The organism is Mammaliicoccus stepanovicii (assembly GCF_002902525.1).
Taxonomy (GTDB): domain Bacteria; phylum Bacillota; class Bacilli; order Staphylococcales; family Staphylococcaceae; genus Mammaliicoccus; species Mammaliicoccus stepanovicii.
Genome location: NZ_PPQZ01000102.1, coordinates 1 through 20,612, shown reverse-complemented (window position 1 = coordinate 20,612; position 20,612 = coordinate 1). Strand labels below are relative to the sequence as shown.

Genomic DNA, 20,612 nt, shown 5'->3' with positions numbered 1-20,612 from the left:
GTTATATAGATACGTCAATTATGATATTCGATAGGCTAATCAACAATGATATGTTAAAATAAAAAAGATTATGAATGAGAGGAAGACGGTTATGACAAAACCCATTATAGCGATTGTAGGAAAACCTAATGTTGGCAAATCTACAATTTTTAATAGAATTATTGGTGAAAGAGTATCAATAGTTGAAGATACACCAGGTATTACAAGAGATAGAATATATTCAAGCGGTGAATGGTTAACACATGATTTCAATTTAATTGATACAGGTGGAATTGATTTAGGAGACGAACCATTTCAAAAACAAATTAGAGCACAAGCTGAAGTAGCAATTGATGAATCAGATGTGATAATCTTTATGGTTAATGGTAGAGAAGGTGTAACACAAGCAGATGAAATGGTTGCGCGTATACTTTACAAATCTAACAAACCAGTTGTACTTGCAGTGAACAAAATCGATAATCCGGAAATGAGAAGCGATATTTATGATTTCTATTCATTAGGATTCGGCGAACCATTTCCTATATCTGGATCACACGGCTTAGGTTTAGGTGATTTATTAGATGAAGCGGCTAAACACTTCCCAACAAATGAAGATCCAGATTATGATGACGAAACAATTAGATTATCTTTAATTGGGCGACCTAATGTTGGTAAATCTAGCTTAATTAACGCCATTCTTGGAGAGGAACGTGTTATCGTTTCTCCAATTGCCGGTACGACTAGAGATGCAATTGATACGTTATATACAGTAGATGACCAAGAATACGTATTAATTGATACTGCCGGAATGAGAAAAAAAGGTAAAGTATATGAAAGTACTGAAAAATATTCAGTTCTACGTGCTTTAAAAGCAATAGAACGATCTAACGTTGTGCTCGTTGTAATAGATGCAGAAGAAGGCATTATTGAGCAAGACAAAAAAGTTGCAGGCTATGCACATGAAGCGGGTAAAGCAATTGTTATCGTCGTAAATAAATGGGATACAGTAGAAAAAGATTCTAAAACTATGAAAAAATTCGAAGAAAAAGTTAGAGACAACTTCCAATTTTTAGATTACGCACCAATTGCATTTGTTTCAGCACTAGAAAAATCAAGATTAAAAACTTTATTCCCATTAATCCAAATGGCAGATGAAAACCATCGTAAACGCGTTCAAAGTTCTACTTTAAATGAAGTGATTACAGATGCTGTAGCGATGAATCCTACACCAACAGATAACGGCAGACGACTTAACATATTCTATGCAACACAAGTTGCGATACAACCACCAACATTTGTTGTATTCGTGAATGATGCAGAATTGATGCATTTCTCATATAAACGATTTTTAGAAAATCGAATTAGAGATGCATTTGGATTCGAGGGAACGCCTGTCCATTTAATCTCAAGAAAAAGAAACTAATACTAAAAGGATTGATTACTATGACAAATATTACTGTGTTCGGTACTGGAAGCTGGGGTACTGCTTTAGCTAATGTACTAGCTGATAATGATCATAACGTATTAATGTGGGGCAAGACTGAAGAAACAATCAACGAAATTAATACTGAACATTCAAATAATAAATATTTAAAAAATATTACAATAAACGAAACGATCAAAGCTACATTAGACTTAAAAGATGCTGTTCATCATGCATCAATTTTCGTAATTGCAGTACCGACGAAAGCAATTCGTGAAGTAACATCACATATTAGTGAAGTTGCAGATGGAAAGAAAATGTTTTTACACGTTTCTAAAGGTATTGAACCTAAAACGTTCAAGAGAATATCAGAAATGATTTTCGAATCTATTGATCCAAAAATTAATGGAGGCATTTCTGTATTATCTGGACCAAGTCACGCTGAAGAAGTAGCAATTAAACATCCGACAACAGTTTCTGTCTCATCAGAAAACGATGAAGTTGCTAAATTAGCACAAGATTTATTTATGACGGACTACTTTAGAGTTTATACAAACAATGACTTAATTGGCATTGAAATTGGTGGCGCTTTAAAAAATATTATAGCATTAGCTGCAGGTATAACGGATGGATTAAATTATGGCGATAATGCTAAGGCCGCGCTTATTACACGTGGGTTAGCAGAAATTACACGTCTTGGCGTTAAAATGGGTGCAGACCCTATGACTTTCTTAGGTTTAGGTGGAATAGGCGATCTAATCGTAACTTGTACGTCCGTACACTCTAGAAATTGGAAATGCGGTAACATGTTAGGTAAAGGCGCGACATTGAATGAGGCATTAGAAGAGATGAATATGGTAGTTGAAGGTGTTCGAACAACTGAAGCAGCTTATTATTTAGCACAAGAATACAATGTAGAAATGCCAATTACATCAGGATTATATCGCGTATTATTTGAAGATTATCCTGTTGAAGAAGGCGTCAAAGATTTAATGGGACGCGACAAAAAATCAGAGAATATTTAGTAAGCGAGGTATACAAATGTTCAATATATCAAGAATGGATTTAATGTGGGTTTCTTTTTATTCAATTGGATTTATGATTTTAGCAATCATACTCGTTTATCTATCTAGATTCAAATTTAGCAATAAGATTTTAAGTGGCATCACAATGTTACTTGCCGTTATATCACTTATAATGGCGGGTATATTTATGATTGTAGTATTAGGTGGTTCAAGCCATGCTTAAACATAAACGATTGTATACACTTATACTCACTTGTACGATTCTACTATCAGCATGTGCATTTCCAGATAATAAAAAGGCTGAAAATCAAGTGCCAGCAAATGACCAATTAAACATGGTTCAAACAGCAGTAGATGAATATCAAAAAGCAAATAATGGATTATTACCGATTAAAGAACGAGATGAAAGTTATTCACTTTATTTGAAACACCCAGTTGATTTTAATAAGTTAAAACCAAAATTTTTATCACAATTACCCGGAAACTCATTTGAAAATGGTGGGATTTATCAGTATGTCATTATGGATGTAGATAAAAATCCTACAATTAATTTAGTAGATTTAAGAACTTCCGAAGTACTTAAAGATATTAGAATTAGAATAGATGCTAGTGGTAAACCATTACAACTAGGTAAGAAAGTAGCACCAAATGTATATGAATTGGATTATAAAAAATATGGTTTCAAAAAGAAACCAACTGTTCCAAGTCCATATAGTAATGAAAGATTACCTGTATATATGAATGGTGGTAATGATTTCGTCATAGACTATCGATTAGATTTAGCGAAGGTCATTAAAAAACAAAAATCACTACCAAAACCAGGAACTGACATTAGATATTTATTGTATAAGGATTCACCAATCTTACCGGCTTATTCACCAGAATTTACAATAAATGACAAAAAAGAGCCTGTTTTTAAATCAAAAGTGAAAAAATATTAAAAAAAAGTGAGAAATAAGCCAATTAACGCTTGTTAATCGTTGCAGTGACACAGGTTGTTGTGTTAAAGTCTTATCATAATGGTATTATACATATCATTAGATAACCTTTTGGGAGGTGAATTTGAAATGAACAAAACAGAATTAATCAACTCAGTAAGTGAAAAAGCTGATTTAACTAAAAAAGAAGCAGGTCTTGCTGTAGATGCAGTGTTCGAATCAATTCAAAAATCTTTATCTGACGGTGAAAAAGTACAATTAATTGGTTTCGGTAACTTTGAAGTACGCGAAAGAGCTGCTCGTAAAGGACGTAACCCACAAACTGGTAAAGAGATTGATATCCCTGCAAGCAAAGTTCCAGCTTTTAAAGCAGGTAAAGCATTAAAAGATGCAGTTAAATAATTAATTGTATCTGTGAGTTTGAGGCTATGTAGTTTCTGCTCAAATAGAGGGTCACTTCATTAGATTTTAATAGTCTAATAAGTGATCTTTTTTATTTGTCTAAATTCTTTAATTTATGCATTTTCATTTCAATTAACTTAGTGTTAAGATATATAAGTGATAATGCTGAGGTGAGAAGATGAATGAAATAGAAAAAATATACAAATCAGATATTACTGATCTATTAAAAGGTGTACATAATAGTAAAATTCCAGATGTAAACCCAATTATTGCAACTATACTTAATGATTTAAATATAAGTCATTATGCAAAGCTTGCTACAATATCGATTGATGCTTCTATGCGTTTTTTAAACCGTATAGGTGAGCCGAATGTTTCAAATCAAGATATATTAATTGGTGACCTTGTAAGTGCATATTTTTATAAATGTGCTACTTTAAACAGAGATTTACAGTTTTTAGATATTATGACAAAAGCAATTAGTAAACAAAATGAATTAAAAGAGACTTTGAAATCAGATTCATCTGAACAATATGTTGAATCACAAAAAGAAATAGAGTCAATATTCATCATTACTTTGCTTGATTATTATGAAATAAATCTTGATAAAGACAATATTAAAAATGAAATATATGCATATTATAATTAAAAGACTTTAAAATCAAAGGAATGAATAAAAAGTGGATAATAAATCAAAATCAGAACATGTTCATCATGTATTCCAAAATATATCTGGCAAGTATGACACACTCAATAATATAATTAGTTTTGAACAACATAAAAGATGGCGTAAGCTAGTAATGAGAGAAATGAATGTTAAACCTGGTTCAAAGGCATTAGATGTATGCTGTGGAACTGCTGATTGGACTATTCAACTTAGTCATGCAGTAGGTCCATATGGAGAAGTAATGGGTATAGACTTCAGTGAAAATATGTTAGAAGTTGGCCATAAAAAAACTGAAAACATGGCTAACATACATTTAATACATGGAGATGCTATGGCATTACCATTTGAAGATAATGAATTTGATTATGTGACTATTGGTTTTGGTCTAAGAAATGTTCCTGACTACAAGCATGTATTGAGTGAACTTAAAAGAGTGGTCAAGCCAGGTGGAATGGTTGTATGCCTAGAAACAAGCCAACCAACTTTGCCAGTATTCAAACAATTATATAGTTTCTATTTCAAAAATATTATGCCGTTATTTGGTAAATTATTTGCGAAATCATTGCAAGAATATAATTGGTTACAAGAGTCTGCTCAAAACTTCCCTGACAAAAAGAAACTAGCTCAAATGTTTGCAGAAGTTGGATATGAAAGAATAAAGGTCAAAACTTTCACAGGTGGCGTATCTGCTATGCATTTAGCTTATAAACCTAAATAATAAGGTGATTACATGTATGATAAAACAATGATAAATTTAAATAAAGAAGTTAAAGAAGTAGAGAAACTATTAAATAGTTTCATTGATAGTGATCAACAAACAATCAATGATGCTTGTAGATACCTCTTGTCATCAGGAGGTAAACGTATTAGACCTTTATTCACTTTAATTGCAAGCCAATTTGGAGATAGCGAATCCAATGACGTCAGAACAATTGCTACAACACTCGAACTTATACATATGGCTAGTTTAGTACATGATGATGTAATAGATAAGAGTGACAAACGAAGAGGTAAACCGACAATCTCTAAAAAATGGGACGTACAAACCGCTGTATTAACTGGGAACTACCTATTATCTCAGTCTTTAAATGCAGTGAGTAGAATAGAACATCCTAAACTACATGAACGATTAGCAGACGGAATTATTGAGGTTTGTAAAGGTGAACTCTTTCAATTTGAGGACCAGTTTGTAATCAACCAATCTATTACGAATTATTTACGTAGAATAAAACGTAAAACAGCATTGTTAATTTCCTTATCTACAGAATTAGGAGCTTATAGTGCAAATACGGATGATATTACAGCAGAAAAACTCAAAAAAATTGGCTATTACATTGGAATGAGTTATCAAATTATTGATGATATATTAGATTTTACAAGTACTGAGAAAAAACTAGGCAAGCCAGTAGGTTCTGATTTAAGAAATGGACATTTAACATTACCCGTCCTCTTAAGAATGAAAAATTCATCACAATTTAAAAATAAAATTACGCAATTAGATACAGCTACGTCATCAGTAGTATTTGATGAAATTATCGAAGAAGTTATTCATTCACAAGAATTACAACATGCTAAAAGTGTTAGCAATAACTATTTAAAGAAAGCTGAAGATCTTATTCATTCTTTAAAAAATGAACAAGGTAAAAAGTTGCTTTTTGAAATAATAAACAAAATAAGTGACAGAAACCATTAGAAAGCGCTTGCAACTACCTTTAGACAATGATAAACTTATCATGGTTTTACTAAAACAAAGGTAGGGATTACGAAATGGAAAGAACTTTTTTAATGATTAAACCCGATGCAGTACAAAGAAATTTAATTGGGGAAGTAGTATCTAGAATTGAAAATAAAGGATTAAAATTAGTAGCAGCAAAATTATTCCAAGCTAATGAAGAACTTGCTAAAGAACATTATTCAGAACATGTTGAAAAACCATTCTTTAATGGCTTAGTTGATTTTATTACATCTGGACCAGTATTCGCAATGGTTGTTGAAGGCAATAATGTTGTTGAAGTAACACGTACATTAGTAGGTGAAACAAATCCAGCTAAAGCAGCACCTGGCACAATAAGAGGTGACTATGGTGTCGATTTAGGAAGAAATATTATTCATGGATCAGATTCAAACGAATCTGCTAAACGTGAAATCGGATTATGGTTTAACGATGCTGAATTAAATGATTATAAATTAAACAACGAAGCATGGGTATACGAGAAATAATATAAATAAAAAGAAGCAATCATTATTGATATGCTTCTTTTTATTTATATTATTCCGTTTACTTTTTGTTAATTTAACGCGCTAAATATGATATGATTAATTTTACATTTAATTAATAGTAGGGAGAGATTATATGCGTTACTTAACATCTGGTGAATCACATGGACCGCAATTAACCGTCATTATTGAAGGAGTCCCAGCTAATTTAAAAATAGACGTAAATGATATAAACGAAGAAATGTTCAAACGACAAGGCGGGTATGGCCGTGGGCGTCGTATGCAAATTGAGAAAGATTCTGTTGAAATCGTATCTGGGGTTAGACATGGTTATACACTCGGAAGTCCAATAACACTAATCGTAACGAATGATGATTTTAAACATTGGAGAAAAATAATGGGTGCTGACGCATTGACTGAAGAAGAGCAAGAAAATATGAAACGTGTCATTACTAAACCTCGTCCTGGACATGCAGATTTAGTTGGTGGTATGAAATACAACCATAGAGATTTAAGAAACGTTCTAGAACGTTCTTCTGCGCGTGAAACTGCCGCAAGAGTAGCAGTAGGTGCAGTCTCTAAAATATTACTTAAAGCATTAGACATTAATATATTTTCAAGAGTAATTGAAATTGGTGGCATTAAAGATGATTATGAATATACTTTAGAAGAAGTTAAAGCCAATATTGATCATAATGATGTAAGATGTATTAATGATGAAGTAGCTGAAAAAATGAGAAACCGAATTGATCAAGCTAAGAAAGATGGCGATTCAATAGGCGGTATTGTAGAAGTAGTAGTTGAGAATATGCCAGCAGGAATTGGAAGCTATGTTCATTATGATAGAAAATTAGATGGTAGGTTATCTCAAGCAGTTGTCAGTATAAATGCATTCAAAGGTGTTAGTTTTGGTGAAGGATTCAAAGTAGCTGAAAAACCTGGTAGTGAAATTCAAGATGAAATTGCGTATAACAAAGACATTGGATATTATCGATTGTCTAATCATCTAGGTGGTTTCGAAGGCGGTATGTCAAATGGGATGCCGATTGTGATTAATGGTGCTATGAAACCTATTCCGACTTTATATAAACCATTGAATTCTGTTGATATTGAATCGAAAGAAGACTATAAAGCAACGATTGAACGTTCAGATAGTTGTGCGGTCCCAGCAGCTAGTGTTGTTTGTGAACATGTTGTAGCATTTGAAATTGCTAAAGCAATCATGGAAGAATACCAATCTAACCATATCGACCAATTACAAGATGCTGTGAAAAACCATCGTAATTGGAATTTGAACTTCTAGGTGATTATATGATATTTGAGACGACATATCCTAATAACAATTATCCTATTATTTTAAAAGAACATGCTTTAAGTGAACTACATGCATTCTTCAAAGAAGATGAACAAAATATTGTACTAATTGACCAAGATGTTTATCAATTACACCGACAATATATTAAATCATGTTTAAGTCAATACGATATAAAGTTTTTAACTATTGTTAGTGGAGAAGCATGTAAAGATCTTTCGTATTTTGAATCAGTATGTGACAAATTATTATCAATGAATATAACGAGACAATCACAACTTATTGCAATAGGTGGTGGTGCGACAGGTGACTTCGTTGGTTTTCTTGCTGCAACATTGTTAAGAGGCATTGATTTTATACAAGTACCTACAACATTGCTTGCTCATGATTCAGCGATAGGTGGTAAAGTAGGGATTAATTCAACAGTTGGAAAAAATTTAATCGGAGCTTTTCATAGACCACGTGCTGTAATTTATGACTTATACTTCTTAAACACACTTCCGACTACTGAAATTAGAAGTGGATATGGCGAAATATATAAACATGCTATTTTAAACAGTGAAGAAAAGGTTAATCAATTAATGAACGTATACCCATCGATCAAGGAATTAGAACGCTTAAATGATATAGAGCATTATTTAAAGATGGGTATTGAGACGAAGCTCAAAATTGTCATTGAAGACGAATTTGAAAGTGGTGTCCGTAAAAATTTAAATCTTGGTCATACATTTGGTCACGGTCTAGAATATTTAACTAAAATATCTCACGGTGAAGCGGTCATGATCGGTATATTATTCCAAAAAGTTATCAATCAACATATTACACATTATGATAACCATGATAGTATATTTAAATTCATCAACTACTTAAAAGAAATTGGTTATCCATTAAGTATTTTATACGCAGTAGAAACAGAAATAGATGCTATTTTTGAATACATGAAAAAAGACAAAAAAAATATTGGCCAATCAATTCAAATGGTTTTACAAGACGGAGATGGTTCGTTTACAATTGAATCCGTTTCTAAAGAACAAGTATTAGATGCATTTACTGAGCTTAAATCTCTAATTAATGAGTAGAAGGAGTCCTATCGAAATGGAAGATGTATATAAAGTAATAGATGATATTCATATGAAAAATATCGATAAATTAGATGAAAAAATTAATCGTGTACTACAATCAGACGATCACGATGCGTTGTTCATGTTAGGTGAGACATTATATAAATATGGTATTGTGGATCAAGGTGTCAAAATTTTCGAAGAATTATACTTACTTTATCCAGATGAAAATGAACTACTTGTTTATTATATTGAAGGACTGATTGATCAAAACCAATTAGATAAAGCACATGAAGTTTTATATAACAGTCCACATTCTACCGAAAAATTAATGCTTGAAGCAGATTTGTATCAACAACAAGGTCTATTTGAAGTTGGAATTGAGAAGTTAATTGAAGCAAAAGAAATGGAACCTGATGATATCGTCATTACATTTGCTTTGGCAGAAATGTATTATTATGATGGTCAATATTTAAAAGCAATTTCTAATTATGAAACGATTACGCAAACTGGTGAAGATTTAATAAATGGCATATCTATATATGCACGAATGGCAGATTCCAGTTTACAAAGTGGTGCATATGAAGAGGCAATTAAATATTATCAAAATGTATCAGATATGGATATGACAGCAGAAGATTACTTTAAACAAGCTATTAGTTACCAAAAAAATGACCTTACTTTCGAAGCTATTAAACAATTAGAGAAGTTATTACAAAAAGACCCTGACTTTATGCAAGCATATCACTACCTATTCCAAATATATGAATCTGAGAAAGATTATGATAAAGCAATCGAAATAGGTAAAGAAGGACTTAGATTAAATGCTTACTATAAAGAATTAATGGCAGACACAGGTCGATTAATGCTAACTAAAAATGATGAAAATGGTGCTATTTTACTACAAGACGCTTTAACAGTGGATCCATCATATACTGAAGCAGCGATTATTCTTGCTGACTACTATCGTGATAAAGATAATACAACGGGTCTAATCAATTTATTAACTTATGTAGATGAAGATGATATTGATCCCGTAGTTTGTTGGCACGTGGCATATGCATTTGGTATAGAAGAACGCGATAAAGAAGCGCAACATTTTTATGAAATGGCTTATCCAGATTTAATAAAAAATATTGATTTCTTAAATGACTACTATCACTATTTAATTGAAATCGGACAAGTTGATACTGCTAAAGAAATATTAGAGTCAATTCGTAAGCTTGATCCAGAAAATCCTTACTGGGATCAAGAATATGAAAGATTACAATAAGAAGGTCTTTATAAATGGATCAAACATGGCTTAATTATGAGAAACAACGGTTTATAGAATATATTTTATATCAATATGATTTCAAAGCTACGGAAAGTGTATGGATTTTAAATTTATTAAAAAGTAACCCCATATATTTATCCAATATATCATTTATTAAAACCGTGAATCATGATCGTGTATTATCAATAAGTACAAAAGATTCCAATCAGTTGCCTTTACTTTATTGTAAGAATCAGTTTTGCATTGATGATGGACGTCAAATATTCCATGATATAAGGTTAGATCAATCGCATATTCATGTATTATTGTACTTAAATAAGCGTGATGATCGACTGAATAGGATATGTCTGCTGCAAAAGTTAGTTGAATACTTTAATAAAGATGGACAAACACAGTTCTTAAGTCAATACCGTAATCATTTAACGATGGATCATTGGGAACAAATGATAAGAAGCGAAATTGATAAAGCTTTAGATAATAATGATCAAAAAACATTTCTTGAAATGACTAAAATAATGCAATACATTATTGAGTTAGGGGAACATTAAACATGTTATTTAATCACATAGACTTAAAAGAATTAAAAAATAATCTTGAATATATAGATACAGCAATTATTCCAGTTGCAAATTTAGATATGACAAATCAATTACTCACTTCTTGTGACAAAAGTGAAACAATTCAATTAGTTGGCATGTTAAGCGAAAAACAATTTAAAGGTAGATTGTTATTAACACCGACTTTCTTTACTACAAATAATGAGTTTGAACATGTTAAATCTTTTATTCAAGAAGTTAAAAACTATGGACTAACAAATATCATTCTATTAACGAGCGAACACATAGAATTAAATAGTGAATGTGACGTTTATTCTGTGAACACAATTCCAATGGGTGATTTAGATGATGAAATGAAACGTTCATTAATCGATGACGAAGTTAAAAACTTCATGAAATTCATTATCAAATCTTGGAACAAAAATTAATTCACAAGATATAAATGTTTTATACTCAATCTTAAAGAGCATTTTTAAGATTGGGTATTTTTTATTTAACATTACGATTGCATCGGATTCTTTTCGAATAATTTAATGTCCATTTTTGTAGAAATTTTACATGACTTCACAATTTACGACATATTAGTAAATAAAACCTAAAGAAATAAATATTTAAATTGTGACAAAGCGTTGACCGTCTTGACATAATAGGCTAAAATTAAATTGTCCTAGTTATAAAAGAACGATTAATAGAGGGGGGAATCTAGATGAGCCAACGTGTCACACGACGCCAATTTTTAAACTATTCATTAATGGGTGTTGGGTCATTTATGGCTGCTGGTATGATTTTACCTATGGGTAGATTTGCGCTTGATCCTGTTTTTAAAGCAGATGCGAAAGGCGACATGATTGCTACAGGCGTAAAAGAGTCAGAACTTGGCAAGGATCCTATAAAAGTGGATTTCAAATTTGAACAAGAAGATGCTTGGTACACAAGTGAAGTTACCGAATTTGCTTGGGTGTATAAAGATGGTAAGGATATTGTAGCATTATCACCGGTCTGTAAACATTTAGGATGTACAGTTCAGTGGAATGGTAGTGACTCCAATCCAAATCAATTCTATTGTCCATGTCATAGCGGCCGTTATGAAAAGAATGGTAAAAACATTCCTGGTACGCCACCATTAGCACCATTAGATCAATATGATGTTGCTGTTAAAGGCGGTATAGTACAAATCGGTAATAAACATGAAAACAAACTAGCTAAATAAGGAGGGATTAACTATGATCGATAAAATCTATGATTGGGTCGATGACAGACTTGATATTACACCAATTTGGCGCGATATTGCTGATCATGAGGTGCCAGAGCATGTTAACCCTGCTTATCACTTTTCAGCTTTCGTTTATTGCTTTGGTGGTTTAACGTTTTTCATAACAGTTATACAAGTATTGTCAGGTATGTTCTTAACAATGTATTACGTACCAGATATAGTAAATGCTTGGAAATCAGTATACTACTTACAACATGATGTTGCCGCTGGTGTTATCGTCCGTGGTATGCACCATTGGGGAGCAAGTTTAGTAGTAGTCATGATGTTTTTACATACACTTCGTGTATTCTTTACAGGATCATATAAACAACCTAGAGAATTAAACTGGGTAGTAGGCGTGTTAATATTCTTTGTAATGCTTGGTTTAAGTTTTACAGGATATTTATTACCATGGGATATGAAAGCATTATTCGCAACAAAAGTAGGTCTACAAATTGCAGAATCTGTACCTATTATTGGACCATGGGTTAAGACATTATTAGCAGGGGATGCTGAAATAGTTGGTGCACAGACTCTTACTCGTTTCTTTGCGATACATGTATTCTTCCTACCTGCTGCACTATTCGCGTTACTAGCAGCACACTTTATAATGATCAGAAAACAAGGTATTTCAGGTCCACTATAAACTTAACGTGAATAAATGAAAAAGGAGGTCATGCGACATGCATCGCGGTAAAGGGATGAAGTTTGTTGGTGACTCAAGAATAAAGTCATACGACAAACCAAAGTTAAATAGAGATTATTCAGAATTTCCAGGTCGTACAGAAAGTTTCTGGCCTGACTTTCTACTTAAAGAATGGATGACTGGCGCTGTATTCTTAGTTGCATTCTTGTGTTTAACAGTAGCACATCCATCGCCACTTGAACGTGTGGCGGATCCATCTGATACGGGTTATACACCTTTACCAGACTGGTATTTCTTATTCTTATATCAAATACTTAAATATTCATTTGCATCTGGACCATACAATACATTCGGTGCAATCGTCTTACCAGGTATTGCTTTCGGTGCATTAATGTTAGCACCTTGGTTAGATAGAGGACCTGAACGTAAATGGACAAAAAGACCATTTGCATCTGGATTTATGTTAATCGCAATTGCGATCTTATTCTATACTACTTGGGAATCTAGTTATTACCATGACTGGAAACAACAAGCTAAACAAGGTGAGATTGTATTCTCTAACTTAGATAAGTCAGATCCAGTTTATACAGACATTATCAAGTCAAACTGTACAAGTTGTCATGGTGGTGAATTAACTGGTGGGCAAGGTCCTAACTTAGTTGAATCCAAATTACCTAAAGAAGGCGTTCAAGGATTTGTAGAAAAAGGTGCAGGTAAAATGCCTAGCTTTAAAGATACACTTTCTAAAGATGAAATCGATAAAGTAGCGAAATATGTATCTAATTTACATGAAACTGACGCTGATGGTAAAGAATTGAAAAAATAATTAGTAAAAGCCACCAAATTTTGGTGGCTTTTTTTCAAAGGAGTATTAATCATGGCATTCTGGAAATATGTTATGGGCCAAAAGCCAATGCTAATCACTTTGTTTATTGCAAATTTATTAGGAACAATTTATGGATACATATGGTATGGCAATCAACTATTAGATAGTAAATGGTATTTTTGGCCATTTATCCCCGATAGTCCAACAGCAACATTATTTTTAATTATTGCAATTGCTGCGATTTACTTTAACAAACATCTTGGATTGTTTGAATCATTAGCATTTATAACATTAATTAAATACGGTGTGTGGGCAGTTATAATGAACTTATTTGTGATGATTCATTACGGAGAACTTGTACCAATGGCAATTATGTTAATGACTTCACATGGAATCATGGCAATACAAGCACTCATGTTCTATCCGTTATTCCATATCAAAAAATGGCATATACTCGTAACAATGATTTGGGTATTCCATAATGATGTTATTGATTATGTATTTCATCAATATCCTGTTTATAGTATGTTAAGCCAATATGAGTCTTTAATAGGATATTTTGCATTTTGGTTAAGTATTATTTCCTTTCTCTTATTATTATATTTCCAAAAAAACATCAAATTACGTTCAAAATATTTGACGTAATAGCCGTCACTACGTAATATATAACTTATCAGGGATAAAAAGGAGGAAGTTATTTGTTTTCATATATCATATATTTTATCGTTATTATGATTGTCCCTATGTACTTCCAATTCAGAGTAAAATCAACTTATAATAAGTATTCAAGAGTTCGCTCAACGAGTGGAAAGACAGGCAAGCAAGTAGCTGAAGAAATTTTAGCTGCAAACGGGATTCATGATGTAGAAGTTTTACAAGGTGAAGGGTTTTTATCAGATCATTTTGATCCAATGAAAAAACGAGTTGTGTTATCACCATCAAATTATCAACAACCAAGTGTAGCGGGTACTGCAATTGCTGCCCATGAGGTAGGACATGCAATACAACATGCACATGGTTATGGATTTTTAAAGTTTAGAACAGTTTTATTACCTTTAGCTAATTTAGGTAGTTCATTATCTTATATTATTATTTTAGCTGGTATCGTATTAACGGCTTTAAGTAATACTTTCGGAACTACGTTACTTTGGGTAGGTATTGTGTTCATGTCATTTGCTGTATTATTCTCTATTATTACTTTACCAGTCGAATTTGATGCTAGTAAGCGGGCAATGCGACAAATTGAGAAATTAAATATGGTTAATCAACAAGAATATAGACACGCCAAAAAGGTATTATCAGCTGCTGCTATGACTTATGTGGCTGCTACAGCAGTAGCAGTTGCAGAACTTGCTAGATTTATATTAATAGCAAGAAGTGGAGATTAATAATCATACATTAAAAAACTGTCTGACCAGTCAATTACAATTGATTAGTCAGACAGTTTTTTTATTACTTCAATATATTACATATAAAGCCAATCAACTTATAGTATGAGCTTCAAAGATTGTCATTATGTATACAAATACTTTATAATTTTAAATATATCAAAATAGTTGAAGGAGGAATATATAATGGATATGAAAGAAATGCAACAACAAGTTGATGCCTATATTTCTCAATTTAAAACTGGGTATTTTTCACCATTAGCAAACTTAGCAAGATTAACTGAAGAAGTTGGAGAACTTGCTAGAGAAATCAACCATGAACATGGAGAGAAAAAGAAAAAGTCTACTGAAGAACCAAATACGATTGAAGCAGAACTCGGAGATAATTTATTTGTGTTAATTTGTCTAGCTAACTCTTTAAATATAGATTTAAATAAAAGTTTTGAAGATACAATGAATAAATTTAATTCAAGAGATAAGAATAGATTTGAACGCATTAGTGAAAAAGAGGAGAATTAACATGAAGATTGGAATAACATGCTATCCTTCCATGGGTGGATCTGGAATCGTTGCAACAGAATTAGGATTAGAAATGGCAAAGAGAGGGCATGAAGTTCATTTTATTACTTCTAATATGCCATTTCGAATGAGAGAACCTGTACCTAATGTTACGTTTCACCAAGTTGATGTAAATCAATATTCAGTGTTTCAATATCCGCCATATGATATAACATTAAGCGCAAAAATAGCGGATGTAATTAATGAATATGACTTAGAAATCTTACATATGCATTATGCAGTTCCACATGCTATTTGCGGAATATTAGCGAAACAAATATCTGGAAAAGACGTAAAAATTATGACCACGTTACACGGAACAGATATAACTGTACTTGGCTATGATACTTCTTTACAAAGTGCAATTCGTTTTGGTATAGAAAAAAGTGACGTTGTTACAAGTGTAAGCAATAGTTTAAAGGAAGAAACATACGAAATCATACAACCAAATAAAGAAATTGAAACAATTTATAATTTTGTCCAAGAAGATTCATTCCCTCAAGTATATAATACGCAATTGAGAAGAGATTATGGAATTGAAGACGATGAAAAAGTCATAGTGTTCGTTTCTAATTTTAGAAAAGTTAAGCGTGTTCAAGATGTTGTTGAATCTTTCTATAAAGTCAATAAACAAGTTAAATCTAAATTACTCTTAATTGGTGATGGACCAGAATTACAAGTTGCAAGAGATAGAATTAAAGAATTAGGTATAGAGAATCACGTTCTTTATTTAGGAAAACAAGATAAGGTGAATATTTTCTATCAAATGTCTGATTTGACGTTCTTACTTAGTGAAAAAGAAAGTTTTGGTTTAGTACTATTAGAAGCTATGCTAACAGGTGTCGTACCTATAGGAAGTAATGCAGGCGGCATTAAAGAAGTCATTAAAGATGGTGTTACAGGTTATACTGTAGAAGTAGGAGATACAGACATGGCTAGTGAACGTGCAATCGCATTATTAACTAACCCTAAACTATACAAAGAAATGCAAACAGCTATGATTAAAGATGTTAAGCAAAGATTTTCATCTCAAGTTGTAGCTGACCAATATGAAGCAAGTTATCAGCAAATGTTAGGAGAATAGGATGAAAGATTTTCAACTTTTTGAGGAAGCAAAATGGGTCATCGACACTTTAGAAAACAATAATCATAAAGCATACTTTGTCGGTGGATCAGTACGAGATTATTTAATGGGTAGAGCATTATCTGATGTTGATATCACAACAAGTGCATTACCTGATGATGTTGAATTACTATTTGGAAGAACAATACCTATAGGAAAAGAACATGGCACAATCATTGTCTTAGGAAACAATCAACAATACGAAGTTACTACTTTCAGAAAAGATGGGGATTATGTTGATCATAGACGCCCACAATCTGTACAATTTGTAACGGACTTGTACGAAGATGTTGCAAGAAGAGATTTTACAATGAATGCTATCGCTATGGACACCTCTTATCAATTACATGATTATTTTAATGGTTATCAAGATATCCAAAGTAAAATCATCAGAGCTGTCGGTACACCTCTAGATAGAATGGAAGAAGATGCTCTACGCATCATGAGAGGTATAAGATTTCAAGCACAAACTAACTTTGATATTGATCCTGAAACGTTAAGTGCAATGCAACAAACTGCATATGGACTCTCACATATCGCTATAGAACGCGTCATAGTAGAATTAAAAAAATTCATACAAGGGCGTTATGTTGAAAAATCAATCCATACAATCAATCGCGTTTCTGTTTTTGAAAACTTACCATTTTTCAATAAGATCAATCATCGTGACATGTTTGTTCCTTTAGAATCTAATTTTGAAATGTGGATTGCTTCATTGTGCTTTATTTATCAAATTGACACAACAGAATTGCAACAATTAAAGATAAGTAACGAAGAAAAAAGAGAAATCAAAGCGTATATTGACATCTTTAATTTCTTTAATCAAGATACAATTCTTAAAACAGAACTCGTCCAACTCATTTATAAATACGGAAATATAAAGGTCAAGAACTGTATTTCACTAATTCAGCAACATGAACGTCAAATTAGTATTCAATATGATCCGTTTATTATGAATTTAACAATCATAGATAACATATATGATAAACTACCTATATATAATAAATCTGATTTAAGTGTTGATGGGAAGATATTAATGCAAGCCTTCAATAGAAATGGTGGCCCTTGGCTTAAAGTTATTTTAAATAAAGTTGAGCATGCTGTCATATTAAATAAAGTGAATAATTCTAAACATGAGATTATAGAATGGGTGCGAGAACATGTCGAAATTTAAATCTGAAATTATTAAATGTTTATACAAGAATGACGAATATATCTCTGGTCAATATATAGCAGAAAAACTAAACTGTTCTAGAGTTACAATTAAAAAAGTGATAGATCAGTTGAAACATGAAGGATTTAATATTGAGTCACAAACAAACAAAGGATATAAAATCACACAATTACCACCTTTGTGGCAACAAGAAATCGTTAATATTGAATTATCTAAGCAAAAAATTTTAAACAAAGCCTATGTTCAACCTCAAGTCGACTCTACTCAACTATTAGCAAGATCAATTATCAATGAAGAACACGATGATTTTGTTGTTTTAAGTGATGAACAAACTAAAGGTAGAGGAAGGTTTAATAGAGAATGGTCATCTATTAAAGGTAAAGGATTATGGATGTCCATCGTATTAAAACCCCATATTCCAATCCATAAAATGTCTACATTCAATTTATTTATTAGTTTAGCCATTCAAGAAGTAGTAGAAAAACATTACCAAATTAACAGCAAAATTAAATGGCCAAATGACATTTATGTTGGTGAACAAAAGTTGTGTGGATTTTTAACTGAAATGATTGCGGATACCGATGGCGTAAATGCGATTATTTGTGGAATAGGATTCAATTTAAATCAAACAAGAGAAGAATTTGATAAAGTAGGTCAACATCGTGCAACAAGTTTGTTAATAGAACATGGTAGTACGATTGATCCATATCAATTTTTGAAATACTTAATCGAAGCAATAGAGAAACGATATAATCAATTTCTAGTTTCACCATTCAGTGAAATTAAAGATACATACAAGAGTAAAAGTATGATTTGGAATAGAACATTAAATTATACTGAAGGAAACAAGAAAGTAAAAGGTCGTGCAATAGATATACAAGATAATGGATTCTTAACCGTGATATCTGAAGATGGAGAGATATACCAATTTATGAGTGCAGATATCGATATATAGGAGAGATAATATGGTACAAAGATATGCTGTCGTCGATTTAGAAACAACAGGTAATCAAATACAATATGACGAAATCATACAAATTGGTATTACATTCGTAGAGAATTATCAAATTGTGGATACTTATCATACTTACGTGAAAACAGACTTAACTATTCCATCATTTATTCAAGCGTTAACAAATATTGACGAAAATGATTTGTATGAGGCACCTTACTTTAATGAAATAAGTAAAGATTTATATTCGAAATTGAAAGATTGTATCTTTGTGGCACATAATGTATTATTCGACTTGAATTTTCTGAAGGCACATTTCGAGAAATTTCAAATAGACTTTAATCCAAAATTAACAATAGACACTATGGAACTCTTTAAAATTGCTTTCCCTAGAGAAGAAAGCTATCAATTAAGTGAGTTAAGTCTTTCATTAGAAGTAGATTTAAATCAAGCTCATAGTGCAGACGAAGATGCAAAAGCAACTGCATTACTCTTTATTAAAGCGTTAAACAAAATAGAATCTTTACCTATAGATACAATCAAACAACTGTACTATTTATCTAAATCACTCAAATACGATTTAAAGGACACTTTATTTGAAATAGTAAGAACAATACCTTCAAATAGAGTGCAATCAAGTCAAATCAAGAAATATCAAAATATAAATTACTTAAAACAAACACCTATTCGAAAATCAAATAAAACTGAATCTATTACGATAGATGAAGCATATGATAGGATTTTAAGTACTTTCAATTTTGACTATAGGAAAGAACAATATCAACTTGTCCAACAATTATTTGACTCATTATTACATAATGAAAATGCGTTAATTGAAGCACCACTTGGAAGTGGGAAATCAATGAGTTTCGTACTCGCGGCATTACTTTATTATTTAGAAACAGGCGAGCATATACTTGTATCGACACACACAAAATTGTTGCAAAATCAATTACTTGAGCAAGAATTTAATAAAGTATTAAGCGCATTAAATTTAGATTTAAAAGCTTTAATTATTAAAAGTAAAGACCATTACATTTCACTTGGGTTAATCTTAAATATTATGCAAGATGATACAGATAATTATGAAGCGACACTATTAAAGATGCAGCTCTTAGTGTGGATATTAGAAACAGAAACAGGTGATATTGAGGAACTACATTTAAAGGGTGGTCAGCAAGTTTTCTTCGAACAAAAGAGAACGACTTATGTACCATTTAAAAATGATATTCATTATTATCAATTTGTGAAAGAAAGCGCAGCTAATGTTGAGATAGGCATAACGAATCATGCACATTTATTAAAACATAGTACAGAAGATACAGTATATCAATTATTTAAACATATCATAGTCGATGAAGCACATAGAATCCAAGACTATGCTTTAAATCAAGTCACTGATTCGCTCAGTTATCAGCACATCAAATATCATTTAGGTTTATTAGGTAAAAATGAACAAGAAAAATTATTTAAAAGATTAGACAAATTAGAAAATAGGCGTGTCATCGAACAATATCCTATTGAACCAATAGATATTTATCAACTTAAAAGAGATGTAGAAACGTTACACGAGCAAAATGAAAACTTATTTGATAACATCATGGACCAAATTAAAGATAAAACAAAAGGTCAAAATTTAGATGACCAACAGCTACATTATTTTTATGATTTAGATGTCGAAGTCATATCTGAACAATTCAAACTTCAAATTAGTACAATAAATCAAATTTTATCTAGATTTAAAACACATAAACATGCACATATTAAAGCATTTAAAAAAGAATTAATTTATATATATCATCAATATACGAAAATTTATAACGTCATAAAATCTGG

Annotated in this window: 24 protein-coding genes; all 24 read left to right on the top strand. The window is 31.7% G+C overall.

The features are described 5' to 3' along the window. Positions 1-91: 91 nt before the first annotated feature. Positions 92-1,402, top strand: a complete 1,311-nt coding sequence (gene der / locus CD111_RS10375; protein ID WP_095087942.1) for a ribosome biogenesis GTPase Der — start codon at positions 92-94, stop codon at positions 1,400-1,402. 20 nt (positions 1,403-1,422) lie between these two features. Then, the gene (locus CD111_RS10370) at positions 1,423-2,427 is read left to right on the top strand and encodes an NAD(P)H-dependent glycerol-3-phosphate dehydrogenase (RefSeq protein ID WP_095087944.1); all 1,005 of its coding nucleotides are present in this window, start codon (positions 1,423-1,425) and stop codon (positions 2,425-2,427) included. A 16-nt stretch (positions 2,428-2,443) separates the two neighbouring features. Then, entirely contained in the window at positions 2,444-2,650 is a 207-nt protein-coding gene (locus CD111_RS10365; RefSeq protein ID WP_095087946.1) for a DUF2768 domain-containing protein, read from the top strand. Then, positions 2,643-3,368 carry a hypothetical protein gene (locus tag CD111_RS10360; RefSeq protein WP_095087948.1) on the top strand — a complete coding sequence of 242 codons (726 nt, stop codon included), beginning with the start codon at positions 2,643-2,645 and terminating at the stop codon, positions 3,366-3,368. The genes CD111_RS10365 and CD111_RS10360 overlap by 8 nt, the downstream gene beginning before the upstream one ends. A gap of 126 nt (positions 3,369-3,494) precedes the next feature. Next, on the top strand, positions 3,495-3,767 hold the full coding sequence (locus CD111_RS10355) for an HU family DNA-binding protein (protein ID WP_095087950.1): 273 nt from the start codon (positions 3,495-3,497) through the stop codon (positions 3,765-3,767). 178 nt (positions 3,768-3,945) lie between these two features. Beyond that, positions 3,946-4,416 carry a hypothetical protein gene (locus CD111_RS10350; RefSeq protein ID WP_095087952.1) on the top strand — a complete coding sequence of 157 codons (471 nt, stop codon included), beginning with the start codon at positions 3,946-3,948 and terminating at the stop codon, positions 4,414-4,416. Between the two features lie 31 nt (positions 4,417-4,447). Continuing rightward, entirely contained in the window at positions 4,448-5,152 is a 705-nt protein-coding gene (locus tag CD111_RS10345) for a demethylmenaquinone methyltransferase (protein WP_095087954.1), read from the top strand. 12 nt (positions 5,153-5,164) lie between these two features. Beyond that, positions 5,165-6,127: a polyprenyl synthetase family protein gene (locus CD111_RS10340; protein WP_095087956.1), complete on the top strand. Its 963-nt coding sequence runs from the start codon at positions 5,165-5,167 to the stop codon at positions 6,125-6,127. Between the two features lie 74 nt (positions 6,128-6,201). After that, positions 6,202-6,654: a nucleoside-diphosphate kinase gene (ndk, locus tag CD111_RS10335; RefSeq protein WP_095087958.1), complete on the top strand. Its 453-nt coding sequence runs from the start codon at positions 6,202-6,204 to the stop codon at positions 6,652-6,654. Between the two features lie 133 nt (positions 6,655-6,787). Beyond that, positions 6,788-7,954, top strand: coding sequence for a chorismate synthase (gene aroC, locus CD111_RS10330; protein ID WP_095087960.1), 1,167 nt, complete (start codon positions 6,788-6,790; stop codon positions 7,952-7,954). An 8-nt stretch (positions 7,955-7,962) separates the two neighbouring features. Then, entirely contained in the window at positions 7,963-9,042 is a 1,080-nt protein-coding gene (aroB, locus tag CD111_RS10325) for a 3-dehydroquinate synthase (protein WP_095087962.1), read from the top strand. Between the two features lie 16 nt (positions 9,043-9,058). Then, positions 9,059-10,297, top strand: a complete 1,239-nt coding sequence (locus tag CD111_RS10320; protein WP_095087964.1) for a tetratricopeptide repeat protein — start codon at positions 9,059-9,061, stop codon at positions 10,295-10,297. A gap of 14 nt (positions 10,298-10,311) precedes the next feature. Beyond that, on the top strand, positions 10,312-10,848 hold the full coding sequence (locus tag CD111_RS10315; protein WP_095087966.1) for a YpiB family protein: 537 nt from the start codon (positions 10,312-10,314) through the stop codon (positions 10,846-10,848). A 2-nt stretch (positions 10,849-10,850) separates the two neighbouring features. Then, positions 10,851-11,285 carry a DUF2487 family protein gene (locus tag CD111_RS10310; protein ID WP_095087968.1) on the top strand — a complete coding sequence of 145 codons (435 nt, stop codon included), beginning with the start codon at positions 10,851-10,853 and terminating at the stop codon, positions 11,283-11,285. A 278-nt stretch (positions 11,286-11,563) separates the two neighbouring features. Further along, positions 11,564-12,067, top strand: coding sequence for a Rieske (2Fe-2S) protein (locus tag CD111_RS10305; protein WP_095087970.1), 504 nt, complete (start codon positions 11,564-11,566; stop codon positions 12,065-12,067). A gap of 13 nt (positions 12,068-12,080) precedes the next feature. After that, positions 12,081-12,755 carry a menaquinol-cytochrome c reductase cytochrome b subunit gene (qcrB, locus tag CD111_RS10300; protein ID WP_016912349.1) on the top strand — a complete coding sequence of 225 codons (675 nt, stop codon included), beginning with the start codon at positions 12,081-12,083 and terminating at the stop codon, positions 12,753-12,755. Positions 12,756-12,792: 37 nt separating this feature from the next. Then, positions 12,793-13,581 (top strand): menaquinol-cytochrome c reductase cytochrome b/c subunit, encoded by a 789-nt coding sequence (locus tag CD111_RS10295; protein ID WP_095087972.1) that lies wholly within the window; start codon positions 12,793-12,795, stop codon positions 13,579-13,581. Between the two features lie 51 nt (positions 13,582-13,632). Then, complete coding sequence (locus CD111_RS10290) at positions 13,633-14,226, top strand: DUF1405 domain-containing protein (RefSeq protein WP_095087974.1); 594 nt, start codon at positions 13,633-13,635, stop codon at positions 14,224-14,226. Positions 14,227-14,279: 53 nt separating this feature from the next. After that, entirely contained in the window at positions 14,280-14,969 is a 690-nt protein-coding gene (locus tag CD111_RS10285; protein WP_095087976.1) for a zinc metallopeptidase, read from the top strand. A gap of 186 nt (positions 14,970-15,155) precedes the next feature. Beyond that, positions 15,156-15,488: a nucleotide pyrophosphohydrolase gene (locus CD111_RS10280; protein ID WP_371868700.1), complete on the top strand. Its 333-nt coding sequence runs from the start codon at positions 15,156-15,158 to the stop codon at positions 15,486-15,488. Between the two features lies 1 nt (position 15,489). Continuing rightward, positions 15,490-16,611, top strand: a complete 1,122-nt coding sequence (gene bshA / locus CD111_RS10275; RefSeq protein ID WP_095087978.1) for an N-acetyl-alpha-D-glucosaminyl L-malate synthase BshA — start codon at positions 15,490-15,492, stop codon at positions 16,609-16,611. Position 16,612: 1 nt separating this feature from the next. Beyond that, positions 16,613-17,824 carry a CCA tRNA nucleotidyltransferase gene (locus CD111_RS10270; protein ID WP_095087980.1) on the top strand — a complete coding sequence of 404 codons (1,212 nt, stop codon included), beginning with the start codon at positions 16,613-16,615 and terminating at the stop codon, positions 17,822-17,824. Next, entirely contained in the window at positions 17,811-18,779 is a 969-nt protein-coding gene (locus CD111_RS10265; RefSeq protein ID WP_095087982.1) for a biotin--[acetyl-CoA-carboxylase] ligase, read from the top strand. Before CD111_RS10270 ends, CD111_RS10265 begins: the two co-directional genes overlap by 14 nt. A gap of 10 nt (positions 18,780-18,789) precedes the next feature. Continuing rightward, positions 18,790-20,612, top strand: a 1,823-nt coding sequence (locus tag CD111_RS10260; protein ID WP_103268508.1) for an exonuclease domain-containing protein, incomplete at its 3' end; no start/stop codon positions are given.

Excerpts from the sequence above, each read along its gene's own strand:
- CD111_RS10280 (WP_371868700.1), top strand. The coding sequence starts at position 15,156 with ATGGATATGAAAGAAATGCAACAACAAGTTGATGCCTATATTTCTCAA.
- CD111_RS10290 (WP_095087974.1), top strand. The coding sequence starts at position 13,633 with ATGGCATTCTGGAAATATGTTATGGGCCAAAAGCCAATGCTAATCACT.
- qcrB (WP_016912349.1), top strand. The coding sequence starts at position 12,081 with ATGATCGATAAAATCTATGATTGGGTCGATGACAGACTTGATATTACA.
- CD111_RS10350 (WP_095087952.1), top strand. The coding sequence starts at position 3,946 with ATGAATGAAATAGAAAAAATATACAAATCAGATATTACTGATCTATTA.
- CD111_RS10355 (WP_095087950.1), top strand. The coding sequence starts at position 3,495 with ATGAACAAAACAGAATTAATCAACTCAGTAAGTGAAAAAGCTGATTTA.
- CD111_RS10310 (WP_095087968.1), top strand. The coding sequence starts at position 10,851 with ATGTTATTTAATCACATAGACTTAAAAGAATTAAAAAATAATCTTGAA.
- CD111_RS10315 (WP_095087966.1), top strand. The coding sequence starts at position 10,312 with ATGGATCAAACATGGCTTAATTATGAGAAACAACGGTTTATAGAATAT.
- CD111_RS10340 (WP_095087956.1), top strand. The coding sequence starts at position 5,165 with ATGTATGATAAAACAATGATAAATTTAAATAAAGAAGTTAAAGAAGTA.
- CD111_RS10360 (WP_095087948.1), top strand. The coding sequence starts at position 2,643 with ATGCTTAAACATAAACGATTGTATACACTTATACTCACTTGTACGATT.
- aroB (WP_095087962.1), top strand. The coding sequence starts at position 7,963 with ATGATATTTGAGACGACATATCCTAATAACAATTATCCTATTATTTTA.
- CD111_RS10370 (WP_095087944.1), top strand. The coding sequence starts at position 1,423 with ATGACAAATATTACTGTGTTCGGTACTGGAAGCTGGGGTACTGCTTTA.
- aroC (WP_095087960.1), top strand. The coding sequence starts at position 6,788 with ATGCGTTACTTAACATCTGGTGAATCACATGGACCGCAATTAACCGTC.
- CD111_RS10305 (WP_095087970.1), top strand. The coding sequence starts at position 11,564 with ATGAGCCAACGTGTCACACGACGCCAATTTTTAAACTATTCATTAATG.
- der (WP_095087942.1), top strand. The coding sequence starts at position 92 with ATGACAAAACCCATTATAGCGATTGTAGGAAAACCTAATGTTGGCAAA.
- CD111_RS10295 (WP_095087972.1), top strand. The coding sequence starts at position 12,793 with ATGCATCGCGGTAAAGGGATGAAGTTTGTTGGTGACTCAAGAATAAAG.
- ndk (WP_095087958.1), top strand. The coding sequence starts at position 6,202 with ATGGAAAGAACTTTTTTAATGATTAAACCCGATGCAGTACAAAGAAAT.
- CD111_RS10270 (WP_095087980.1), top strand. The coding sequence starts at position 16,613 with ATGAAAGATTTTCAACTTTTTGAGGAAGCAAAATGGGTCATCGACACT.
- CD111_RS10365 (WP_095087946.1), top strand. The coding sequence starts at position 2,444 with ATGTTCAATATATCAAGAATGGATTTAATGTGGGTTTCTTTTTATTCA.
- CD111_RS10265 (WP_095087982.1), top strand. The coding sequence starts at position 17,811 with ATGTCGAAATTTAAATCTGAAATTATTAAATGTTTATACAAGAATGAC.
- bshA (WP_095087978.1), top strand. The coding sequence starts at position 15,490 with ATGAAGATTGGAATAACATGCTATCCTTCCATGGGTGGATCTGGAATC.
- CD111_RS10320 (WP_095087964.1), top strand. The coding sequence starts at position 9,059 with ATGGAAGATGTATATAAAGTAATAGATGATATTCATATGAAAAATATC.